Annotated in this window: 17 protein-coding genes and 1 riboswitch; of the genes, 4 read left to right on the plus strand and 13 right to left on the minus strand. The window is 41.3% G+C overall.

The features are described 5' to 3' along the window. Positions 1-29: 29 nt before the first annotated feature. Complete coding sequence (locus P2W73_RS16045; protein ID WP_276503091.1) at positions 30-266, minus strand: acyl carrier protein; 237 nt, start codon at positions 264-266, stop codon at positions 30-32. Positions 267-483: 217 nt separating this feature from the next. Here P2W73_RS16045 and P2W73_RS16050 point away from each other — a divergent pair, with 217 nt between their 5' ends. After that, the gene (locus tag P2W73_RS16050) at positions 484-912 is read left to right on the plus strand and encodes a GNAT family N-acetyltransferase (RefSeq protein ID WP_276503092.1); all 429 of its coding nucleotides are present in this window, start codon (positions 484-486) and stop codon (positions 910-912) included. A 78-nt stretch (positions 913-990) separates the two neighbouring features. Here P2W73_RS16050 and P2W73_RS16055 read toward each other — a convergent pair whose 3' ends face one another. The 12 genes from P2W73_RS16055 to P2W73_RS16110 all read right to left on the minus strand — a co-directional run bounded on the left by P2W73_RS16055 (position 991) and on the right by P2W73_RS16110 (position 19,773). Further along, complete coding sequence (locus P2W73_RS16055) at positions 991-1,470, minus strand: YcxB family protein (RefSeq protein WP_276503093.1); 480 nt, start codon at positions 1,468-1,470, stop codon at positions 991-993. A gap of 137 nt (positions 1,471-1,607) precedes the next feature. Continuing rightward, positions 1,608-2,501 (minus strand): TraR/DksA family transcriptional regulator, encoded by an 894-nt coding sequence (locus tag P2W73_RS16060; protein ID WP_276503094.1) that lies wholly within the window; start codon positions 2,499-2,501, stop codon positions 1,608-1,610. A 5-nt stretch (positions 2,502-2,506) separates the two neighbouring features. Continuing rightward, positions 2,507-5,959, minus strand: coding sequence for an isoleucine--tRNA ligase (gene ileS / locus P2W73_RS16065; protein WP_276503095.1), 3,453 nt, complete (start codon positions 5,957-5,959; stop codon positions 2,507-2,509). Between the two features lie 137 nt (positions 5,960-6,096). Beyond that, on the minus strand, positions 6,097-7,647 hold the full coding sequence (locus tag P2W73_RS16070; protein WP_276503096.1) for an IPT/TIG domain-containing protein: 1,551 nt from the start codon (positions 7,645-7,647) through the stop codon (positions 6,097-6,099). A gap of 76 nt (positions 7,648-7,723) precedes the next feature. Further along, complete coding sequence (locus P2W73_RS16075) at positions 7,724-8,890, minus strand: PepSY-associated TM helix domain-containing protein (RefSeq protein ID WP_276503097.1); 1,167 nt, start codon at positions 8,888-8,890, stop codon at positions 7,724-7,726. Between the two features lie 168 nt (positions 8,891-9,058). Further along, the gene (locus P2W73_RS16080) at positions 9,059-11,434 is read right to left on the minus strand and encodes a TonB-dependent receptor (protein WP_276503098.1); all 2,376 of its coding nucleotides are present in this window, start codon (positions 11,432-11,434) and stop codon (positions 9,059-9,061) included. Between the two features lie 328 nt (positions 11,435-11,762). Beyond that, positions 11,763-12,092 carry a DUF6686 family protein gene (locus tag P2W73_RS16085; RefSeq protein ID WP_276503099.1) on the minus strand — a complete coding sequence of 110 codons (330 nt, stop codon included), beginning with the start codon at positions 12,090-12,092 and terminating at the stop codon, positions 11,763-11,765. Positions 12,093-12,231: 139 nt separating this feature from the next. Beyond that, the gene (locus tag P2W73_RS16090) at positions 12,232-13,491 is read right to left on the minus strand and encodes a PepSY-associated TM helix domain-containing protein (protein ID WP_276503100.1); all 1,260 of its coding nucleotides are present in this window, start codon (positions 13,489-13,491) and stop codon (positions 12,232-12,234) included. A 91-nt stretch (positions 13,492-13,582) separates the two neighbouring features. After that, positions 13,583-16,018 carry a TonB-dependent receptor gene (locus P2W73_RS16095; protein ID WP_276503101.1) on the minus strand — a complete coding sequence of 812 codons (2,436 nt, stop codon included), beginning with the start codon at positions 16,016-16,018 and terminating at the stop codon, positions 13,583-13,585. A 173-nt stretch (positions 16,019-16,191) separates the two neighbouring features. After that, on the minus strand, positions 16,192-18,405 hold the full coding sequence (locus P2W73_RS16100; RefSeq protein ID WP_276503102.1) for a TonB-dependent receptor family protein: 2,214 nt from the start codon (positions 18,403-18,405) through the stop codon (positions 16,192-16,194). A 154-nt stretch (positions 18,406-18,559) separates the two neighbouring features. Further along, positions 18,560-19,036, minus strand: coding sequence for a DUF4920 domain-containing protein (locus P2W73_RS16105; protein WP_276503103.1), 477 nt, complete (start codon positions 19,034-19,036; stop codon positions 18,560-18,562). A 155-nt stretch (positions 19,037-19,191) separates the two neighbouring features. Continuing rightward, entirely contained in the window at positions 19,192-19,773 is a 582-nt protein-coding gene (locus tag P2W73_RS16110; RefSeq protein ID WP_276503104.1) for a nitroreductase family protein, read from the minus strand. A gap of 390 nt (positions 19,774-20,163) precedes the next feature. Further along, positions 20,164-20,389: riboswitch (cobalamin riboswitch) on the plus strand. Between the two features lie 120 nt (positions 20,390-20,509). On the opposite strand from P2W73_RS16110, the gene P2W73_RS16115 reads away from it, so the two are divergent. The 3 genes from P2W73_RS16115 to P2W73_RS16125 all read left to right on the plus strand — a co-directional run bounded on the left by P2W73_RS16115 (position 20,510) and on the right by P2W73_RS16125 (position 24,553). Then, positions 20,510-21,481, plus strand: coding sequence for a ribonucleoside-diphosphate reductase small subunit (locus P2W73_RS16115; protein WP_276503105.1), 972 nt, complete (start codon positions 20,510-20,512; stop codon positions 21,479-21,481). A 72-nt stretch (positions 21,482-21,553) separates the two neighbouring features. Continuing rightward, on the plus strand, positions 21,554-23,917 hold the full coding sequence (locus P2W73_RS16120; protein WP_276503106.1) for a ribonucleoside-diphosphate reductase subunit alpha: 2,364 nt from the start codon (positions 21,554-21,556) through the stop codon (positions 23,915-23,917). A gap of 111 nt (positions 23,918-24,028) precedes the next feature. Next, complete coding sequence (locus P2W73_RS16125; RefSeq protein WP_276503107.1) at positions 24,029-24,553, plus strand: ferritin; 525 nt, start codon at positions 24,029-24,031, stop codon at positions 24,551-24,553. The last annotated feature ends 57 nt before the right edge of the window (positions 24,554-24,610 follow it).

The following is a 24,610-nucleotide window of genomic DNA, read 5'->3' on the forward strand; positions in this document are numbered from 1 at the left end:
AGTCGTCGGGATGAAATGCACCAGGTTCATTATTTAGCATGCTCTTCCAGGTAAGAAACAGCCTGACCAACTGTAGTGATGGTTTCAGCCTGCTCATCAGGGATGGAGATATTGAATTCTTTTTCAAATTCCATGATCAGTTCCACGGTGTCTAATGAATCGGCACCCAGATCATTTGTGAATGAAGCTTCATTTGTTACCTCTGCTTCGTCAACACCTAATTTGTCAATGATGATCTTTTTTACTCTTGATGCAATGTCTGACATGTCGTAATAGTTTAGTTATTATGGGTGCAAAAATATACTTTTTGAGTAAACCAACATCGTAAAGCCAATTTTTTCCAATTTTACCCTAAACGTCTGAGAACAAGTAAATAAGGGCTTTCATTTATTTTAAAACCGATTAAAATAATAAAGCATATCCGTTGGCCGTGTTATAAGTTCTTTGTAAATTGAAAACCTTCAAACTACATCAATACAATCAATGGCGCTGAAAATTATTGACTATGGTTCTCCTGAATACATGCAGATGGTAAAGCTGCGGGACGCTATCCTGCGCAAACCATTAGGGTTATGCTTTACGCAGGAAGACCTGGAGAAGGAAAAAGACAATATGTTTATCGGCGCTTTTGAAGAAGACAGAATGTTGGGATGCTGCATGTTGGTAGAGGAACAACCAGATGTCGTACGCTTACGTCAAATGGCTGTACTCAATGATCTGCAGGGTAAGGGCATTGGAAGGGCTTTGATGAACTTTGCTGAAAATCTTGCCCGCGACCGGGGTTATAAAATTGTTCGCATGCATGCACGTAACAATGCTGTCGGGTTTTATGAAAAAGTAGGCTACAAAGTAAAAGGTGATCAATTCATTGAAGTAACGATACCTCACTTTGTGATGGAAAAAGAACTATAAAAGAAGCTTCGATCCGCCGCGGCGGATACGAGCTCTGAGCTTTTATCCCATTCGTCAGTATCGGTCTCTCAGCCGTCCTTATTTCTTCTTTGCTTTTGCATTAAGCAATTGTCTTAATTCATGTATTTCATCTTTATCACGAAAGCCGCTTTTGGGTACCAGAAAAAAAGAACGGCTATCAAAATACAGGTGAAAGAAATGCGGGCTTTCAATAAAATGGCTTAATGCTTTCCACGGCCATGCCCGTGAACCTTTTTCATGCTGCAGGGAAAAACCTTCATTTTCAAAACTCATACTGAACTCGTGACGAAAAGTTTCTGCCCTGCGATAGACCATAATGGGAAGAATAAACCAAAAACTTATCATGAGTATGATCCATAAAAGCGACCCCACCAAAAAAGCAAATGGCGTAATCTTTTTCATCATGTATAATACAAGTGAGACCACTGCAAATACATTTACCAATATGATCATGACACGTATTTCCGGACGACTAATGAAATGGTAACGTAACGCCTGTAATACCTGTCCTTTTTCATATTCAAAATGTATGGTCATAATCAGAGTCTGTTGGTTTGATAATAGGCAGGCAAACGTACAACGAATTTTAATGCAGAAAATGGTTTCGCCCATTGCAAATACAAAAGCCTCCTGCAATAGCAGGAGGCCGAACTAAAATAAATAATAATCAGTAATTATTTATTGATCATTTGTTTGGCTTCAATGCTCAACGTGGCATGAGGCACTGCACGAAGACGAGCCTTATCGATCAGCTTACCGGTAACACGGCAAACACCGTAGGTTTTATTTTCGATTCGCATCAATGCTTTCTCCAGGTGATCGATAAAGGTGATCTGGCGACTGGCCATCTGGCTCAGTTGCTCACGTTCCATGCTCACACTACCATCTTCCATGGTCATATAGCGGGCCTCATCCATGTCACCGCCTTCATCACGACGTGTAATCAACCCCTGTAAGTAGGCCAACTCTTTTTTAGCGGCGTCTAATTTTTTATTGATAATTTCTCTGAATTCTGCAAGGTCTTGATCTGCATATCTCATGGTAGGTCCAGTTTGTTCGTAAGAAGGTGAAGAATCTAATACGGATTTAGTGAAATCGGGTTCATACTTTACAGCACTCTTAATAGTTGTTTTTGGAATGACAATTTTAGAGGGCTTTTCAGGTTCCTTTTTAATAACCGGTTTCGCAACCGGTTTTATAGAAACCAGCGACTGAGGTCCCTGTACGGCTGGTTTTTTTACCGGAGCGGCTTGTGCCTCCACGGGTTTAGCTTCTACAGGTTTTACTTCAGGCTTTGCTGCTACAGGAGGTGCAGGTTTTGCAGGTGCAGCCTTTTTAACCGGCACAGCATGTTTAGCAACGGGTTTGGCAGCTACAGGCTTTTTAGCTGCAGGAGCCTTGGCCGCTTTTTTCGGCGCGGGGGCTGGTTTTTTAGGAGCTGGCTTTTTAGCGGCAGGCTTGGCTGCCTTTGAAGAGGGCTTGGCTGCAGGTTTAGCCGCTTTTTTTTGTGCGGCCTTTTTAGGAGCCGCTTTTCCCGCCTTGTGCGGAGCATTTTTTTTAATAGCCATACAAATTAGCCTTTTTTTGAAACAATCACATTTAGCAAAACATCGTTAAGTTCAATCGTTGTACCTCCCTGTATTTCAGGCACTATTTCCAGCCTATCAGCCAGAATTTCGGCGCAAATATAGGTATTAAACGTTGCCAAAGAGTCTTTGATACCGTTGCCGGCAGCTACTATAACAGTTATCCTGTCAGTAAGTTCAAACCCGCTGTCCTTGCGGATTTTCTGGATCCTGTTCACAAATTCCCGGGCATTTCCTTCGGCCTCTAATTCCGGTGTTATAGTGATATCCAAAGCCACTGTCAATACACCTTTATTGGCTACCGTCCAACCCGGAATATCCTCGCTGCTGATCTCTACTTCGGTAATCTGTAATATTACGGGTTCGTTATCAATTGACAAATTATATTGACCTTCTTTTTCTAAACTGGCGATATCTTCTTGTGTGAATTTGGCTAAAGCCGCCGACACAGCCTTCATTTTTGGACCGAGCTTTTTACCCAGAGCTACAAAATTGGGCTTTATCTTTTTGCTGATAAAAGTGTTGTTGGGATCTAGGTATTCTATTTCCTTCACGTTCACCTCCGCCTTGATCAGATCCTCCACTTTGGTCAACTGCTCTTTCATGGCGGGATTCAGCGCCGGGATCAACACCTTTTGCAACGGCTGACGAACTTTGATATTTACTTTTTTTCGCAGTGATAAGATCAACGATGACGCATCCTGTGCCAACTGCATTCTTTCTTCCAACAGGGTATCGATTGAAGCTTCATTCGCTACAGGAAAGTCGGCATGATGCACCGATTCCGCATTGAAGCGTTTGGTAACGGCATTCAGGTTTTGGAAAATAGTATCACTAAAGAAAGGTGAGATTGGCGCTACTAAACGCACTATCGTTTCCAGGCACTCATACAATGTCTGGTAAGCGCAAATTTTATCCTGCTCGTATTCGCCTTTCCAGAAACGGCGGCGACAAAGACGAACGTACCAGTTGCTGAGGTGCTCATCTACAAAATCCTCGATCAAACGACCGGCCTGTGTAGGCTCATAATCGTCCATGTAGTCATTTACTCTTTTAACCAGTGTGTTCAGGCTCGACAATATCCAGCGGTCAATCTCTGGTCTTTGTTCGAGAGGTATGTATTCTTCAGTAAAAGCAAATCCATCTACATTGGAATAGAGAGCGAAGAATTGGTATGTATTGTAAAGCGTACCAAAAAACTTCCGCTGCACTTCTTTGATACCTTCGCTATCGAATTTCAAATTATCCCAGGGTGATGCATTGGTAATAAGATACCAACGGGTAGCATCAGCGCCATAGGTCTCAATGGTTTTGAATGGATCAACTACATTCCCCAGGCGTTTACTCATCTTATTGCCATTCTTATCCAACACCAGTCCATTACTGACGACAGTTTTGTAAGCGACAGAATCAAACACCAGGGCCGCAATAGCATGCAGGGTATAAAACCATCCTCTTGTCTGATCCACACCTTCACAAATAAAATCAGCCGGGAAGTTTTGTTCAAAGGTTTCTTTATTCTCGAATGGAAAATGCCATTGTGCATAAGGCATTGCGCCGCTGTCAAACCATACATCGATCAGGTCCGGCACCCGCTTCATCGGCTTGCCTGATTTACTCACTAAAACTATATCATCAACATAGGGCTTATGTAAATCTAACCCCTCTAAATCTCCCCTAAAGGGGAGACTTTTTACGACTCCGGCATCAACAGCTTTTTTTGCTTCAGCAACTAGTTCCTCAATACTTCCGATGCAAATTTCTTCATCACCATCTTCTGTTCTCCAAACCGGCAATGGTGTTCCCCAAAAACGGCTACGGCTCAGGTTCCAATCAACCATATTCTCCAGCCAGTTGCCAAATCGTCCTTCACCGGTTGATTTGGGTTTCCAATTGATGGTCTTATTCAACTCAACCATTCTTTCCCGGATAGCAGTGGTTTTGATAAACCAGGCATCAAGAGGATAATAAAGAATGGGCTTATCAGTACGCCAGCAATGCGGATAATTATGCTCGTATTTTTCTACTTTAAACGCTCTGTTCTCTTTCTTCAGCTTTACAGCTATGTCAACGTTAACATCAACATAGTCTTTCTCATCTTTATAATTTTTTACATAACGATTGCTGAATTCGCCAAGGCCATCAACAAACTTACCTTGTTTGTCCACCATCGTCAGTATTCCGAGTTGATTATTTTTATCACTCATCCCTACTTTATAATCATCTGCTCCGAATGCAGGAGCAGTATGAACTATCCCTGTACCGTCTTCGGTTGTAACAAAATCTCCAAGCATAACCCTAAATGGCCTTGCATTTGGAGTAATCTCATGTATTACTTTTAGTGAATTTGCCTCATATGGCAGTAGTTGTTCGTACTCACAACCGCTTAGATTTATACCGGGAAATTCAAGTAAAACAGACCAAGGCAGAATTTTAGTACTAGGTGAATAACTATCAAAATCTCCGTCTTTACCTTCTTCTTTAAAATACTTACTCAATAAAGCTTTCGCAAGAACAACATTAATTGGTAAATGAGTGTATGGATTAAAAGTTTTAACTAATGCATATTCAATATTTCTTCCTACTGTTAATCCCAAGTTGGAAGGCAAAGTCCATGGAGTAGTAGTCCATGCAAGCAGAAAAACTTCTGAAGATTCTATCCCTGAATTCTTCCAAGCATCCTTGGAAAGATTGATTAGATTATCAACAAATGTATTTACTCCATATTTTGCCAAGGCTGCTGCAGGTGATGACACCATTGAATCATCAACGTAAGGAACTGCCTTACTAACCATCTTGAACATAACTGTAGCACTTGTATCCTTCACATCTTTATACGTACCTGGCTGGTTCAATTCATGTGAACTTAAACCGGTACCTGCCGCCGGCGAATATGGCTGAATGCTAACGCTTTCATACAATAATCCCTTTTTATACAGTTCACTTAGCAGCCACCACAGTGTCTCAATATACTCGTTCTTGAAGGTGATATAAGGATCATTCAGATCAACCCAGTAGCCCATCTTGCGGGTGATATCATCCCATTTATCTTTATAGCGCAATACCGCTTCGCGGCATTTCTGGTTATATTCTTCAACCGATATTTTTTTACCGATATCTTCCTTGGTAATGCCTAGTTCTTTTTCTACTCCCAATTCAATCGGCAGACCATGGGTATCCCAACCGCCTTTGCGTTTTACGTGGAAACCTTTCATGGTTTTATGGCGGCAAACCAGGTCCTTTAATGTGCGGGAAATGACGTGGTGAATACCGGGCATGCCATTGGCGCTGGGTGGTCCTTCATAAAAAACGAAAGGGGTAGCCCCCTCTCTCAGGGACACACTTTTTTCAAAAGCCTGGTGTTCAGTCCACTTAGCCAGTATTTCCTGCTCGAAAGCAGGCAGATTCAATCCTGAAAATTCTTTGTATTTAGCTGCCATACTCCTTTTCCTGCCTGGTTTTTAAAGGGGGCAAAGTTACGGGAAAAAGGCAGGGAAAGATTGAGTAAAAAGCAATCCCTTTTGTAAGTATTGGGCCGATATTCAACAAATAGGTTTCAATAGTACCCGGTTTTTGATCAGGGGGTATATTCCCAAAAATCTTTTTTTACATCAACGGTTGTTTCACCGGTACCCAAGCCAATATAGCCCTTATCATTGATAGTAAAACCCTGCCCAAATACTCTAAACCCTCCGCCAATATCTGTTTTATTGATCCAGGTATTGGCTGTAGGGTCGTACATCCAGAAATTCTTTCTTTGTCCATCCACTGCGTCAAGATCATATATGCCCACTCCGAGGTAGATTTTTTTATCAATCACAAATGTAGTGCCCCCTCCTCCATACTGCACTCCCGGTGTAGGGAGCATCGCTTTTTTCTCCCAACTATCATTTGATGGATAATATTTCCAGATAAAAATATCTTTATATTCAGTCAAAGGTGCAGTGGGATTGTTTTGCCCAAGTTCCACTACAAATCCGTTATTTTCGACAGCTACCCCCGATAAGCTAATGGCGCGGCTGCCCGGAAAATTTTTAAGTTGTGCCCATGTATCGGTTGCCTGATCATATTTCCAAAAATCAAAAATTTGCTCACCACCCCAATTTGTAGGATCACCGCCTCCGATATAGCCTGTATTGCCAATTGCAAAACTAAATGGCACTATCCGCTGGCTGCCGGGAAAGTCTTTTTTTTGCGTCCAGGCATTAGTTGTTGCATTATACTCCCACACTTGTTTGGATGATGAAATATCATCGCCCGGAGCAAGGGCACCAAGCCCAAAGTATGCTTTATCACCAATGGTAAAACAGAAACCATATTGGAATACCTGGCTTGCGGGCATCGATTGCTTTTCCGTCCATTCATTTGTTTCAGGCGAATACATCCACAACTTATCATAATAGAGATAATATCCTTTGCCATTTAATGAAAAACTACTGTAATACCCGGGGCCTTCTTCAGGCTCAGGTCCTTTAAAATCTGCCTTTTGCACCCACATTTTGATACCGGGCTGTAGTATTACAAGGTCTTTTTCTGTTATTGCTGTTTCACCATTCACCGTAACACTGATTTTGCCGGTAGCTGCACCATCGGGAATAAGAACAACTATCGAAGTATCAGTCACACTAACTACCGTGAGAGAAGTAGTGTTCAGCTTTACCAAATTATTTGCAATAGCTGTGTCAAAGCCGGAACCTGCAATGGTTACATTCATCCCGGTACTGGCAGTATCGGGGGTAAAATAATGGATGGCCAGGGAATCGGCAACAATATCACCCTGTATTACAAGGTCCTTTTCAGTAAATATTGTTTTCCCATCTACCGTGATGCTGATCTTACCTGTGGTGGCTCCTTCGGGAATGGTAACAACCAGGGAAGTGTCGGTTACATTTACAATTGACAAAGCTGTTCCATTCACCTTCACCGAGTTGTTAAGAAAAGCCGTGTCAAAACCTGAACCAACAATAGTTACATTCGTTCCTTCTTTGGCTGTATCGGGGGTGAAATAACGGATGACTAAAGAATCAGAGACCGGTATTTCGTCAAGAATACTTTCATCAATCTCTTTCTGACAGGCTTGCAATAAAGCTATCGAAAATAATAATAGGGCAAAGATTCCTGACCGCATCGGCTGTATGATTTAGTATCCGACAAAAATACCCGCCAGCCATGAAAATCACAATTCCTGAATAATTTATTCTCCATCAATTCACGACGGAGTTGGTCAGTTTTTCCAATGTTGCGTCAGTTGAATAACCTGTTTTTGTCTTCGTCTTTTTTCTTCTCCCCCACCAAATCACAAATCCTGTGACTGGCAAACTGGCCGCAATAAGGCTTGCAAAGAACGCCAATATTTTTCCCGGTAGCCCCAACACAGCACCTACATGAATATCATAGTTCATCCGTGCTATCTTATCAGCAAGTTCTGCGTCTTTAAACTTACCATCCCAACTGCCGGGTGCTTTTAAGCTTTTACCGGTGTATTGATCGTAATGAAAATAATCAGCATTGTAATAAGTACCGGGACGATGATTGATCACTACCTCCACAGGATCAGTAGGAAGGTTAGCAAAGTAAACTCCGATGCTTTCATTTGACCTTACAACTTTTTTATGTTGCTGCCACAGATGATCTGCCATGTTTGTAATAATCGATGGCTTTGTTGTATCAGAAACGGGATGCTGATGCTCTACCATTGCTTCACCGCCGCTTGTAACCCAATAAACGGATTTAGCAAACCATTGAAAACCGAATACCAAACCGGTTATCGCAATGAAGATGGCGATCCAGGTGATATAGAAGCCAAGCACATTATGAAGATCATAGTTTTTTCTTCGCCAACGTGCCGACCATTTAATGGTGAATCGTTGTTTTCTTGCTGCTTTGCTTCTGGGCCACCATAAAATCAATCCTGTTATCATCATTACTAAAAAGATCAACGTTGCTGAAGCGACAATGGGCTGGCCGATATGATGCGGCAACCATAAATAAAAATGACCATCGAGTATAATGCGGAAGAAATCCTTATTCATGTTTTTATGCTTCAGCACTTCACCGCTATAAGGATTGAGAAATACCAATTCATAATTCGATTCATCATAATATGCAGCCACTGCTGCTTTTCCTTCACCGGGATATTCAATGCCCAATGCGTTTTTTGAATTGAGATGTTTTGTTGCAATTGCTTTTAATGCCGATGGCGGCAAATAAGGTTTGTCTTCAACATCAACTTTTCGAAACGATTCCGTTAAGTTTCTTATTTCAATTTCAAAAGCAAGAATACAACCAGTGATGCCTAAAAATAAAACCACCAGCCCGGCACTTAGGCCGAGCCAGAGGTGAATTTTTCCAACAATCTTTTTAAATGACATGCTACTTTGTTGTCAGGATTTAAAAGCTCGTATGTTTCAATTAATACTAAAGATTCATTTATGAATTAAAAAAGATGCCATGAAAACCGAACGATGAATGGAGCGTCGCAACAGGCGATGCCATGAAAAACTACTGCTGGTACAAGAAATAAACAACTCAACATCCTCTTAAAACCTATAGTTTATACCAAGCCGCCAATTGCGTCCCGGTTCAGCCTGCCAGTAATAATAACTGCTATATGCGGAGCCTGAATAGAGAAATTTATCGGTTACATTAAATATGTTCAATGCAATCCGCAGCTTATCCTGCTCCCAGAAAATACCGCCATCTATTTTACTGTAATCAGGTAATGCCGCTTGCTTCGATGCGCCAGCCCATGTCCAGGTGCTGCGCTCTGCCAGGTAAGAAAATCCGGCAGAGAAACCAAGACCTTTTAATGCTCCATCGCTGATCTTATAATTCAACCATGCATTGGCAGTATGTTTTGCATAACCGGGCACTTTGTTTCCAATAGTGGCTTGCGAGGCAGCGCTGCTGTCGGCTTTTGTAATCCGTGAATCTGTCAGCGCATAGTTTACTGTGGCGGTAAGACCCTTTATAATTTCACCACGCAGGTCAAGTTCAATTCCCTGCGAACGGGTTTGTCCTAATTGCACAATATACCTGCCTGTCGCATCACTTGGGTCTGTAGAGTTTTCATTGTTTTTCAAAATACGATACACTGCTAATGTAGTTCCCCATTTACCGCCGAACCAATCTCTTTTAATGCCAAGTTCCATATTGTTACCGGTTAATGGTTTTACACTGCTGCCATCTCTTTTAAAACCTGTTTGTGGCAGGAATGACTGATCGTACAATGCATAAAAAGAAGTTTCCCTGTCAACAGAAAAACTTGCACCGATACGCGGAGTGACTTTTTCTGCATCGGCTTCTGTTCCGTAATCGTTATTTTTTACATAGCTATAGCGACCCGCAAGTGTAAGACGCAACTTATTATCAAAGAATCCAAGTTCATCCTGTATATATACGCCGGTATAAGTTTGTGCTACATATCCATATTGGCCGGCTCTCTGCCGGAGACTTGTTGATCTGTCCCACTCAGGGTATCCATTGGCTGGTGAACCATACACAGGGTTATGCAAACTAAACTTTGACCCGTCTGTATCCAACGCATGAAATTGGTTCCAGTCGGCCATATATTCTTTATCGTTTACATCAATACCTGTTAAGATGCGATGATGAATTTTACCTGTTTGAAAATCTCCGTTTAAAAATACCTGTCCGTATTTAGCAGCGCTGGCCGCATCCCAAATACCTACACCTCTCACCATGCTGTCGGCGCTAACAAAAGCCGGCCACAGATCCGATCCTTTTTGTTTATAATCAAAATAAGCAGCCTGTGCAGTCAGTTTCCAGTTATCATTGAATTTATGCTGCATGTTCAATGTGATGCTCTGATCTGTAACATGAGTTGGATCCAATCCACGTTCTGCCGTGGTAAAGTTGTGTGGCAATACGCCATAACCCTCAGTTGAGAATACATAATAGGTGCCTACATCGGACATCTTTACTTTTTGCAAAACATATTCTACCGTAAAAGTTGTTTTATCATCCAGCTTATAGCTGATAACAGGAGCAATACTATAGCGGTTGCTATACTCATAAGCCCTGAAAGAGTTTTTGGTTTGGCCTGCTGCATTCAAGCGATACAATAGCTTTCCTTCTTTGTCGAGCTTACCGTCAAGATCAATTGTGGCCCGGTACAAATCAAAACTGCCTGTAGTAAAACCAACTTCACCTTTTGTGATGCCGGTTGGTTTTTTTGTAACAACATTATAAATACCGGCAGGATCACCCACAGCCATCATAAAACCGGAAGGCCCTTTTACAAATTCAATATGATCAACAAAGCTCATATCCTCTGTAAGCGGCGACCAGTAGGATGTTATTGCATTCATTCCATTGCGAAAAGCAGAAGCACGGGAACCACGCATATTGATATTGGTATAAAGATCTCCCCAGTGTTCTAACCGCATAGCGCCGCTAACATTGCGGATAACGCCATCAAACATGCTCACGACCTGCTGATCGACCAATACTTTGTTGGAAATAACCTGTATGTTTTGTGGAGTTTCCAGCAAAGGTGTTTGAATACGGAGCGAAGGTGATAGCCTGGTTGAATTATAGCCGCGTCTGCCGGTAGTAACAATTACTTCCTGCAACTGTTTATCTGATACCTCTAACCGCAACTCCACCGTTTCAGTTTTGTTTGCGGCTACAGTTACAGTCTTTAAGATATTCTCATAGCCTACAAGAGATAGCTCTATTTCATAACTACCGGGTTGTATATTTCGTATTTCAAATCTGCCATCATCTCCCGACAATACATTCTTCTTTGTATTCTTTAATGACACGGTAACCATTGCAGCGGGTTTACCATCGGTTGTCGTTATTTTCCCTTTTATACTGCCTAATGGCAACTGCGCCGAGATGTTTAATGCCAATACTATTACCGTCATCAAAAGCATGCTGATCTTCTGCATAATTATTTCCGGTTTGGTTTATTGGTTTTGAAATTGGCGGGCACACTCCCGTAAAACTTTGCAACTGCTTAGCGAAAGAAACAGGAGTGGCCCTATTAGTTATAATGATTTCTGGAAGATCCGATAGCTATCGGATGTAAAAACGAAATGTTTTACTCAATCGTTATGATGTAAAACTATTGTTGCTGATGATGAAGTAGCGACTGTATCGGGAAAACAGTTTTCGCAAAAAGGAAACTGACTTAATAATGACAAACAACAATGGCTGAAAATTTTTAGTGCCCCTCCATGAATGAAGCGGCACCATCCACATTACTATTGTCTATGATTAATTGTTAAACAATTTTAGCAGGCAGGAAGATTGCAATTCAGTATCCGCTTCTTCCAGCATGTGATCAAACTCCTTCAGCTCGCGGAGACTGAGTAGTAGTTTGATCCCTTCGCAGGGGGTAGGTACAACAATGCAGCGGAGCGTTTCCTTTTGATCAGAAGATTGCTCACACATGATCTTCTTGAGCAAACTGCGAAATGAATTGAATGCACTTGTATTTATTGTCAGCATCAGGTTGCCGTACCCCATCTGTATGTGTTCACATTCATAACAACGAACCACATACCCGATAACATCATCATGATACAACGTCTGGTAACTGCACATATTGATAGTTTTCGTAAAAATCTATCATTGCGGTTTTCTTTCATTACGATTTGGGAAACCATTGTTTCGCTATCGGGAAACAGTTATATCAACCTCTTAATACGCCTGAATATTAAATTTAACTGACGCCTGGTTGCCATTAGGCTACCTGCTCTGCTTCTTCAATATTGATAGCTGGCTGATCCGATGCTTTTCGTTTGTTCTTCTTTTTCATTTTATTCAGCCATATCATTGTGCCGGTAATGGGTAAACTTGTTGCAATAAGACACGCTAGAAAATAGATGAGCTTTGTAAATGTGCCATAGACATTGCCGACATGAATGGCTTTGATGGAACCAGCAATTCTTTCATTGAAAGGCTTGTCTTTAAAAATCTCTTTCTTCAATACCTTGCCGCTGTATGGATCGATAGTCAGGCGGTCAGCCGCGGCAGGAGCAAAAAAACCGGTCTTTGTTTTACTGACAACTGCAGTTGCAGCAGCGCCAGCCGGAAATGTGATCATGTAGTTACCGGAATATGCAAAAACCTTATCTGCTTCTTTTATATAATCAGCAATTGATAAGTTGGTCTTCGACAAACTATCAGACGACAATATTGATTTAGGAGATTTTTCTTTGGGACCATCCTTTGGTTTATAGGTTCCCAATGTTTTTTGCAAGCCATTTCGGTACCATTCAAATGACCATTGAGGGCCGGTAAGTCCCATCAGCAGCAAAAAGAATAATGCATAAAAAGCAAGTGTATTGTGCAGATCATGATTTACTCGTTTCCATCCTGCTCCCCACTTTATCTTCAATCCCTGTTTCCAGGCTTTTAATTTCTGCGGAAACCAAATGATCAAACCGGTGATGCAGCCCAGCGTAAAAATGATAGTGGCCCAACCCGTGATCATACTACCGAGTTCACGATTAGGCGTTCCTTTTATGATCGGCTTCTCCACCCTATCCAACAATAACCAACGATGGAGACTGAACATGGTGCCCATGAACTCTTTGGTTCCATTTTTTTCTTTTGAGTTGCCGGCAATTTCTCCTGTATATGGATTAACAAAATAGCCAACGCCGCCGCGGCTATCATCACCTTTCTTTTTTACGTTGAACTGGTAGGTTCTCTTTAGGTCATCTGGAATCGTAACACTAACTACAGATCCACCCGAAGCGGCTTTTACTTTTTCAATCAATGAATCGGCAGGTATACGTTCTTTACCAGCAACAGGAGTTACTCTATACAGATGCGGTGCGGCTCTTTCAGTAAGCTCTGTATTAAAAACATACACGGTACCACTGAAGCAAACAGCTATTACAATCAGGCCACTCGAAAGTCCCAGCCACAAGTGGATATCATTAAATAACTTTCTAAGTTTTTGCCAGTTTGTTCTCCTTGCTGCGGGCTTCGCCATGATCATTGATGATTTTTCGATTCTATATTCTTTTTTATAGCAAAAGGGATCAGTGATTAAACTGTCCCTTTTAAATGCTTATTCTTACCGGTTAAAATTTATAGGCAACTGTTGCTATCAACTGGCGTGGAGCAATCGGGTTGATGCTATAGTTTTCATGTACATAGTAGTTGTAAGTGTTGGTAAGATTAGAAAGCTTGGCCAGCAATGAAAATCTCTTAATGCTATAACCGGCAGAGATGTCAATTGTAGTAAAACCGTCAACAGGAATCAACCTTGAATAATTTTGGGATTGTTCGATTGTATTATTCCAACCACCAAAACGATCACCCGCATAATACACAGCAGCACCCAGTTTTAACCGGTTAAGAGCACCATGGCTGAATGTATAAAACACACTGGCGTTGGCGGTATGGGCAGGAGAGTTTACCAGGCGTTCTCCTTCCCTGTAACTGCCTTTATTACCCGGAGTTTTGGTGTATTCCATATTATTATAGCTATAACCCGCCATTACAGAAAGACCTTTCATAAAATTCGCCATCACATCCAATTCAACACCATTGCTCGTTGTTTGACCGGTTAATTCTTTCAGGTTACTATTGCTGTTCAGATTACCATCTTTATCAAACTGTGCTGTTTGTGCCAGGTTGTTATTAATGATCTTATAAGCAGTAAGATTAACAGTTAATCTTCCATCGAGGAAAATGTTTTTCACACCTAACTCATATTGATCAATAATAGATGGGGGCAAAACATTATTGTAAATATCAAGACCCGTATTAACCGAAAATGAATTAGAATAGCTAGCAAAGAATGAAACATTTGGTTTAAATCTATACACCAGGCCGAACCGCGGAGAAAATGCATTGGCTGAAGCAAATTTTCCTTTTGCTATTGAATCATTTTTTTGCAGGTATGTAGTGGTGGCAGCAGGAGACTCCTGTAATGACCAACGAACACCTGCCAGCAATTTGATTTTTGGAGAAAGGCTGATCAGGTCCTGTACATAAGCGCCAAACCTGTTTACCGGTGTTTCCACAAAAGTCAGTCTTGTTGCAACAGGAATATCAGTACGGGGAGTATACTTATTGGGATCAAGAATATTTATGGTATCATATATCTTACCTTGTATATCGTAGTTATAAGTGTTAGTCATGTAGCGATCAGCATCAACACCCGCCAGCAATATATGCTCCACCTTACCGGTTTTAAAATTGCCATTCAGGTTTACCTGCCCGGTAAAATATTTTTCTTTTGTATCCACACGACCCAGTGGACGGGCCCAATCTCCCAAAGGAGTATATAAAGCCTGTATTCTTTCAACTGCATAATAATCCCGTTTGAACTGCTGATAAGAAACAACAGTATTCAGCTTCCAATTTGTATTGAAGGAATGATTTAACGTAACCGATGCTGTTGATTGATCGGTCGTATTATATTGCCAGGGCGTTCCCATGAATCTTGAACGGGGAACATCAGGAACAGAGGAAGGACGGGTGCCTTTAGTAGAATCATTTAACGAGCCAATACCGAAATCAGGAGTGAACTCATGCTTCAGGTAATCACCTTCTACAATCAATTCAGTCTTATTTCCCAATTTGAAAAGTAAAGAAGGATTTACATAATAACGTTTGGAAGAAACCTGGTCACGATAGCTATCGGCGGATTCGAAAGTTCCATTGACACGATAAGCAACTTTATTACTGATAGGGCCGTAAATATCAAAAGTTGGTTTGAAAAGATTATAGCTTCCTGCACGAAGACTTACTTCACCACCTAATTCAAATTTCGGTTTCTTGGTTACCATGTTCAGCACTCCACCAGGTGCTACATTTCCGTACAGAATAGCGGCGCCGCCTTTTAAGATCTCTACACTTTCCAAAGAGCTAACTTCAGGCATAGCACCGGAGTTTACCCTGGAACCATTTTTAAACATATTGGTAGAAGAAAAGCTATAACCCCTTGCGTAAAAAGCCTCCTGGGTGCTGGCTCTTGCGGTACCCAGGTAAACGCCATTAACGTTTTTGATTACGTCACTTAACCGTTGTGCTTGTTGATTTTTTATTACGGACTCCCCTACTGTTACAACGGCCTGCGGCAGGTCCATGGGTTTGATGGGTAATTTGCCGATTGAAGCGGGCCGTTCATTCATCGAACGGTTAGCGGTTACCACTATTTCAGCCAACTGGGTTTCATTTTCTACAAGGCTGAAGTCAAGATTGTTGGTTGTTCCGCTTGTTACCACAACGGGTTTTTGTATGGCCTGCAAACCAACAAAGGATACAATGATGGTGTATTTTCCTTCCGGAATGTTTGACAACTGATAGGAGCCATCCGCCTTCGAAATCGTTCCTTTCCTGGTTTCCTTTAATTGTACATACACTTCAGCGGCTGGCTTGCCATCACTTGTTTTAATAAATCCTTGTAAATGACCATTTTGTGCATTAGCCGACAGGGTCAAAAACAGCATACAGCCAAGAAAACTAATCCTTTCTTTCATATTTATTGATGAGTATAAAAATTTCATTTTGATTGATTTGATTGCAAAAGAACAACATGTATTTTCCTGTTAATTACGGTATTGGGAAATCAGTTTACGTTAACAGGAAACTGACGATAAGTTGACAATGCAGCCCATAAAAAAAGACAGCCCATTGAAGAGCTGTCTTACGTATTATATAATTTTTTCTTTAAATGTTATTACAACTTCGCACCAACACTCACAAAGAATGTTCTGCCATCTGCAGGTAATGCACCCGGCCCAGGATAGCCTCCTGCACGACGGGTGAAATAACGTTCATCAAATAAATTATTGATCCCCGCTTTTATATTCAATCCTTTCGCAAATTTATAAGTGGCTGTAAGATCGGTTACAGTATAGGATGGAATCAAACCTGTTTGTGCATTGCCACTTACTGCTACGGTGTTGTTAGCATCGCTGAATGTTTCATCCACATAACTTAACTGGCCTGTCAACAGGAAATTTTTATACCCGGCAGAGATACCGGCACGAATAATATCAGCAGGCGCATTCTCTACCTTCTTGCCTTTGGTAGCCTCATTTTTATAGTTACCGCTATATTTTGCATTGGTATAACCATAAGAACTAAAAACGATCACATCAAAGGGAGATGCAGAAGAAAAAGCCTTTACCGGGTTGAACTCCACATAAGTTTCCAAGCCTTTGCTGGTGCTGTTGCCCACGTTTGTTACCAGGCGATAGGATGGTGTTCCGCTGACAGAAACTGTTCCGATACGATCATTGTACTGCAGGTAGAAACCACTTACATCAAACTGCAGGAAGTCTTTTACTTTTCCACGATAACCCAGGTCGACATTGTATCCTTTTGAATCTTTCAGGTTAGGATCCACCACATCAGTTGTAGGAGGAGCCTGCAGGTTTGCAAACTGGATAGGGCGATAAGCCTGTGTAAAGTTTGCATAAAATTCTGTCCCACTGGTGATATGATATTCAGCCCCGATACCCGCTAATAAAAAGCTGCGGCTGCGTTTGATATTTTGCAAGAGAATTTCTGAACCGCTTTGGGTATAGCCATCACGACCGGTAGCTTTTCCTTCCAACCACTCGTAACGCAAACCTGGTACTATTAAAATTTTGTCCGTAAGACGGAAGATATTTTCTACGAATAGAGCAGCATTGGTTGATTTGAAATCAATATCCCTGGGCCAGCCATCAATTACACTTACATCGTAACCCGAACCTGTCGTTCCTTTTCCATTGGCTAAACGATAAGTTGTTCCGGTATACAGGCGAACACCACCCGAGAAAGTATTATCCATTTTACCAATATTATAATCAGTGATAAAACGGCTTTCCAAACCATAGTTGCGGTACTTATCAATTTGAACTGAACGGTTATTGTATTCTAAAGTAGCAGGATTGATACTGTCTTTGGTAGTGATTGATTGCAAATAACCAACACTATTGCGGTCTCCGATAGTTGCAAACAATTTAGTATTCAAACGGGTTTTCTCATTGAACTGGTAGTTAGCGATCAATGCAGGTGTTGTCCATTTTATATCAAACCAGTTGCGGTTGCGGAAACTTTGTTGAGCATCAGCTTTGATCTGAACATCCGTCAACCCACCAGCCTGCTGGCTGCGGATATGCGAATGCATTAATTCAGCTGTTAAAGAAAACTTTGGAGTAAAGCGGTAGGTAACTGTTCCAAAGCCGGCATTGGTGTAATAACGGCTGTTTTGTCTCCAGCCATCCCCATTGCGGTGATCGAAGAAAGAATAATAATGCACTTTATCTGTCTTACCACCGATCGCATTGTAGGAGTTGAATAAAGAGTTGCTGCCGATAGTTTGTTGTGTTTCAAATTCAAACGGTTTATTGATCTCGCTACCATTGCGGAGAATATAGTTCACCATACCGCCAAACTGCGGACCATATTGCAATGATCCCTGGCCTCTTACGATTTCTATTCTTTGTACAGCCTGCAATTGCGGATTGTAATAAGCCTCCGGGTAACCAAACGGATCAGCAGCTATATCATAACCATTTTGCCTTGTATTAAACTCCCAGCTACGGTTGGGGCTTAATCCTCTTGCTGCAATGCCGATCTGGATGCCACTGGGGTCGCTTTCCCAAATTTGTATGCCCGGAACTTTTGCCAATACCTGGCGCATATTATTTGTTACCACATTGCCCTGCACATTATCCAATACAATGAGTGTATTCTTTTTACCGGCATAGATGGAAGTACCCACTACTTCGGGCATCTGCTGGTAATCGCTTTTGCTACCGCGGCCTACCACGGTTATTTCGGGTAAATATTTGTGTTTTGGTTTGGTGGAATCATCATGAAAGATTTTTTCATTATCCTGTGCCGCCACTACCATACTACTGACTAATCCTGTCGTTATCAAGGTCAATTTTCTTAACATAAACTTCTTTTTGAGGCTGCAAAGGTTGCCCGGGGGGCTTAATCTTGTTTGCGGAATCAGGAAAAAGGGTTACGGAAAAAGAAAAATGACATTGATTTGACAAATAAAAAAAAGCGGCGCACTATGCACCGCCTTTTAAATCAATGTTTTGAGCTTATTCTATCACTATGATCCCCTTAGCCGTTACACGAACCTCATTTTCCGGTTTCGTAATAGCGTTTATTTCTTCTTTTGGCTTTTTGGCGTCTTCAGCGTAGTGTTTTAACTCGGCTACTGAAATGGTTTTCTTTTTTACCTCGCCGTCAATTACTACTGTTTTTCCTTTGGCGGCCAGTGGTAGAAAGAATCCGTAGTCCTTCATTTTAACCATTGCTGTTTCTTTGTCATTAAGCTGCAGCTTCAACCAGCATCCTTTTTTGGGACATACGTCAACTATTTTGGCTTTTATTTTTGTGTTCAGAGTTTCTGTTCCTTCATTCAATTTGGCTACCGCTTCACTAATGGGTATTGCATTATCAGCTGTTATTTTTTCACCATAGGTATCACCAGGTTTGGCGTCACCGGCAGGTGGCTGACTATTGCTCATAAAAGCAAAAAGAATTACGACAAGAACCGATATTATTTTTTTCATATGTTTATTTGTTATTGCTTTTTAGCCATATGGAATTCGCCAACTAATTATTCCTATGATCATAAGCATTATTATGGCTCATTTCATCTGTCTAAGGTTTGATTTAATATGGTAAACAAAGATAATTTTTACAACTGATAATTCTCAGCCTCCTGCTACGCATTTACCCATGTTACTTTTTCTTCCAGTGGTAATCTTGTCGCACCTGTTGACGGAATAGCTGTATAGCCGATATAAAAAAATCCAAGCAGTTTATCCTGGGTTTCCAAACCAAAAAATGATTTCGCTTCTTCATAATAGGTTACCCCACCCGTGGTCCAATATCCACCCAATCCATATGCGGTAATAGATAAATAAATATTTTGAACGGCACAGGCTACCGCTTCTATGTCTTCTATTTCAGGAATGTTTTTCGTCAGTGTTCTTTTCATACCAATAGCGATGATATGCGAAGCTTTCAGTGGATTGTTTTGCAATTTGCCATAGGTAATTTCTTTGAACAGGCTACCGGCTTTCTGTTTGTATAATTCGCTTTGAAAAGCGGCTAATTTTTTTAATCCCTCACCAGTAAACACTGTAAAATGCCAGGGCTGCTGCTGTCCGTGATTAGGCGCCCATGTTGCATTGATTAATATTTCATGTATAATTTTATCATCAACTTTTTTTCCCGCTTCCAGTTGATCAGGAAAAACAGAACGACGGCTTCGGACCAATTCATTAAAAAGATCAGGATTCATCTGTTTATTTTTTATTTTTTTGGCCAGAACTTATCCCGAACTGGCTTCGGGGAGGAACCTTGCAAATAATCATTCTCCTGTGTGGAAAAAATTATCATACCCGGTTTCATGTTAAAATTTATCCGGCAAAAGTAAAAGCATGCGACTGCAATTAAAAACTTTACTATAGCAGTTGGTTACTTTAAAAACAATTTTTAGCCAGCTAAATTCCGGCATGATTTAAATGGAATGAGCTCACTTCACCAAATAAAATATTCCCCATGAAATGGACATTTTTTTGAAATGCAGTCCTGAAAACTGTTTGCTGGCTGACAAAAAAATCTATGCACATTCTGTGAAAAACTCCCAAGGGAAACTTCTATGAATTGATATTACATTCGTCCGAGTTCTTAATAAATAATTAATATCGGCGTTGGGCAGTTACCTTATCCACTACTGCCCTGCTTAATAGGGAACCGTGTGAAAATCATGGGCTGACGGGCAACTGTAAAGCCATTCTCTTAAACAAAGGGAACAGACCCGGTCAAGAAAAAGCCACTGCCCCGACATGGTGTCGGGATGGGAAGGCGACCAGGTTGGGCCAAGCCAGGAGACCTGCCGTTGTTATGTTTATTGTTTGGAGCCTTCCCGGAAAAGGTACAGGCAAAGATTGAATGTCGCTTCTTTCTTCAAAAGAGGTGGGGATTCTTCGTCTTTGGTCGTGCCACTTTTTGACAACACTTGAATTTTATATACTATGCACGACGAACAAGAAATTTTATTAAAAGAAAACAAAGACCGCTTTGTTATTCTCCCTATCAATTATCCAAAAATTTGGGAAAAATATAAACAACACGAAGCCAGCTTTTGGACGGCTGAAGAGATTGACCTGAGTGGCGACATCAAGGATTGGAATGGCCTCAATGATGGTGAACGTCATTTCATTTCACATGTACTGGCATTTTTTGCAGCAAGTGATGGCATTGTGAACGAGAACCTGGCGGTGAATTTCATGAGCGAAGTACAATTGCCTGAAGCCCGTTGTTTTTACGGTTTCCAGATCATGATGGAAAATATCCACTCTGAAACCTATGCGTTGCTGATCGACACGTATATTAAAGACCCCAAGGAAAAGGATCGTCTTTTCCATGCCATCGACACAGTGCCTGCTGTTAAGAAAAAAGCAGAATGGGCACTTCGTTGGATCGAGAATGGAAGCTTTGCTGAACGCCTGGTGGCATTTGCTGCCGTTGAAGGAATCTTCTTTAGCGGAAGCTTCTGTTCCATCTTCTGGATGAAGAAAAGAGGATTGATGCCGGGGTTGACATTCAGTAATGAACTGATCAGTCGTGATGAAGGCCTGCATTGTGAATTTGCTTGTTTGTTGTACAGCATGTTGAAAAATAAAATGAGCGAAGAACAAGTGCATGCAATCATTGGCAATGCAGTGGAAATTGAAAAAGAGTTTATCACAGATGCTTTGCCTGTCGATCTGATTGGTATGAATGCAAAACTGATGCAGCAATATATCGAGTTTGTTGCAGACAGGTGGTTGACGGAATTAGGCTATACCAAATTGTTTAACGCTACCAATCCATTTGATTTTATGGAACTGATTTCTTTACAAGGTAAAACCAACTTCTTTGAAAAAAGAGTAGGCGAATACCAGAAGTCGGGTGTGATGAATGATATCAAATCAAATACGTTTTCTATTGACGAAGATTTTTGATGTCCCTGGTTTTCACTTTTGACTTTTCACTTTTTAAAGACTTACAACTACTAACCTTCTAAATATAAAGACATGTATGTACTGAAACGCAATGGCAAGCAGGAAGCCGTTCATTTCGACAAAATCACATCCCGGGTAATGAAATTAAGTTATGGCCTTACCCTTAAATCGGATGACGTTATTGAAATTGCCAAAAAAGTAATTGTTGGTATTTACAATGGCGTACCGACTACTGAATTGGATAACCTGGCCGCAGAAACAGCCGCTTCATTTACTACCAAGCATCCTGATTTTGCAGTATTGGCTGCAAGGATCGCCGTGAGCAACCTGCATAAGAATACGACCAAGTCTTTTTCAGAAACTGCAAAGCTGCTTTACAATTATATCGACAATAAAACAGGAGAAAAAGCGCCTTTACTGGCTGATGATGTGTACGAAATCATCCAGCAAAATGCTGATCAGCTCGATGCCTCTATTATCTACGAAAGAGATTATCATTTTGATTTCTTTGGTTTCAAAACCCTGGAAAAATCGTACCTGCTGAAAGTAAATGGTAAAATAGTTGAACGTCCGCAACATTTGTTTATGCGTGTTGCCTTAGGCATTCATAAAACAGATATCGATGCAGCCATCGAAACTTATAACCTGATGAGTGAAAAATGGTTTGTGCATGCAACGCCAACCCTGTTCAACTCCGGTACGCCGAAACCACAAATGAGCAGCTGCTTCCTGCAGAGCATGAAAGAAGACAGCATTGCCGGTATTTATGAAACATTGAAAAATGCGGCGCTTATTTCCCAATCGGCCGGCGGACTCGGCATCAATATTCATAATATCCGTTCAACCGGTAGCTATATCAAAGGAACCAACGGCACCAGTAATGGCATCATCCCGATGCTGCGTGTATTCAATGATACGGCCCGTTATGTAGACCAGGGCGGCGGTAAGCGCAAAGGAGCATTTGCCGTTTATCTGGAACCCTGGCATGCAGATGTATTTGAATTTTTGGATCTGCGCAAAAACCATGGTAAAGAAGAAATGAGGGCAAGAGATCTTTTCCTGGCCCTGTGGATTCCCGATCTCTTTATGAAACGTGTAGAAGCCGACGGCCAGTGGAGTTTGTTCTGCCCCAATGAAGCAAAGAGCCTGCACACTACTCATGGCGCTGAATTCGAAGCATTGTATGAGCAATACGAAAAAGAAGGAAAGGCAAAGAAAACAATCCCTGCCCGTGACTTGTGGAATGCTATCCTGGAAGCACAGATAGAAACCGGCAATCCATACATGCTGTATAAAGATGCCGCCAACGAAAAATCAAACCAAAAGAATTTGGGTACGATCCGTTGCAGCAATCTTTGCACCGAAATCATTGAATACAGTGATGAGAATGAAACAGCAGTTTGTAACCTGGCTTCTATTTCATTACCACGTTTCGTAGAAGGAAAGAAATTCAACTTCGACAAGTTGCTGGAAGTAACTCAGATCATTACCCGCAATCTGAACAAGATCATAGATAATAATTACTATCCATTAGAAGAAACGAAGAGAAGTAATTTCCGTCATCGCCCGATCGGAATTGGCGTGCAGGGTTTAGCGGATGTATTTATGTTGCTGGGCTTGCCATTTGAAAGCGACATGGCGAAACTGCTGAACAAAAATATTTTCGAAACGATCTATTATGCTTCGTTGGTTGCTTCCAATCAGATTGCAAAAGAAGTGGGAGCTTATGAAACATTCGAAGGCTCTCCGCTGTCAAAAGGTATTTTCCAATTTGATATGTGGAACGTGCAACCCAGCGACCGTTACAACTGGGATGCTTTAAGAGCTGAGATCAAAGAACATGGTGTAAGAAACTCTTTGCTGCTGGCGCCAATGCCGACGGCCTCTACGTCACAGATTCTTGGTAACAACGAATGCTTCGAGCCCTACACTTCCAATATTTACAATCGCCGGGTATTAAGCGGTGAGTTTGTAGTTGTCAATAAACATTTGTTGAAAGACCTGATGAGCCTTGGACTTTGGAACGACAGCATGAAACAGCGTATCATCGCTGCAAATGGATCTGTTCAGAATATTGACGAGATACCGGCCAATTTGAAGGAGATTTATAAAACAGTTTGGGAGATCAAGCAACGCTCATTGATTGACATGTCGGCTGATCGTGGTGCATTTATCTGCCAGTCACAATCGCTGAACCTGTTTGTAGAGCAACCAAATTTTGCCAAATTGAGCTCGATGCATTTCTATACCTGGAAGAAGGGATTGAAAACCGGTATGTATTACCTGAGAACAAAAGCGGCAACAGACGCCGTTAAGTTTACGGTTGACTCATCTGTTATTAAGCAAACACAAATAGTTGCCGACAAAGCAGAAGCCATTGAACAAATATCCTGTTCACTGGACAATCCTGAGGGTTGCATCAGCTGCGGATCTTAATACTTGCTAACTGGTCTATATACAAGCGGAACAAATTAAATGTTCCGCTTTTTTTATTCCTGCTTTTTCTACATTTAATTTTAGACTTAACTTGTAGTAAAATCTATTGCTATGTTATCAAAACCTATACAGGAAGCACTCAACAGCCAGGTGCAAATGGAAGCCGAATCTTCACAAGCGTACCTGGCTATGGCATCATGGGCTGAAATTCAACCAGGATTGCAGGGAGTAACTGATTTTTTTTACAAACAATCGGATGAAGAAAGGATACACATGCTGAAGTTGATCCGCTTTATCAACGAGCGGGGCGGGTTTGCCGTTGTTCCCGCATTGGCTCAACCTATTATTACATTTAAGTCACTGAAATTCGTTTTTGACGAATTCCTGAATCACGAATTGAAAGTAAGCAATAGCATCAATGATCTCGTACACCTTTCACTTTCTGAAAAAGACTACGCTACCCATAATTTCCTGCAGTGGTATGTGAATGAGCAAATGGAAGAAGAACATACTGCCCGTACACTAAATGATAAACTGGAACTGGTAGGCGATGATAAAGGAGGCTTGTATTTATTTGACAGGGATATTATGATGTACCGGGGACCAGGCGGAGGAGGAAAGAAAAAGAAAAGATAATCAGAGTAAAAAAACAATGTTCAATTCTCAACGTTCAATGGTCAATTTTCAATTGAC

Origin of the sequence: Terrimonas pollutisoli, from assembly GCF_029360765.1 — a bacterium.
Classification (GTDB): Bacteria; Bacteroidota; Bacteroidia; order Chitinophagales; family Chitinophagaceae; genus Terrimonas_B; species Terrimonas_B pollutisoli.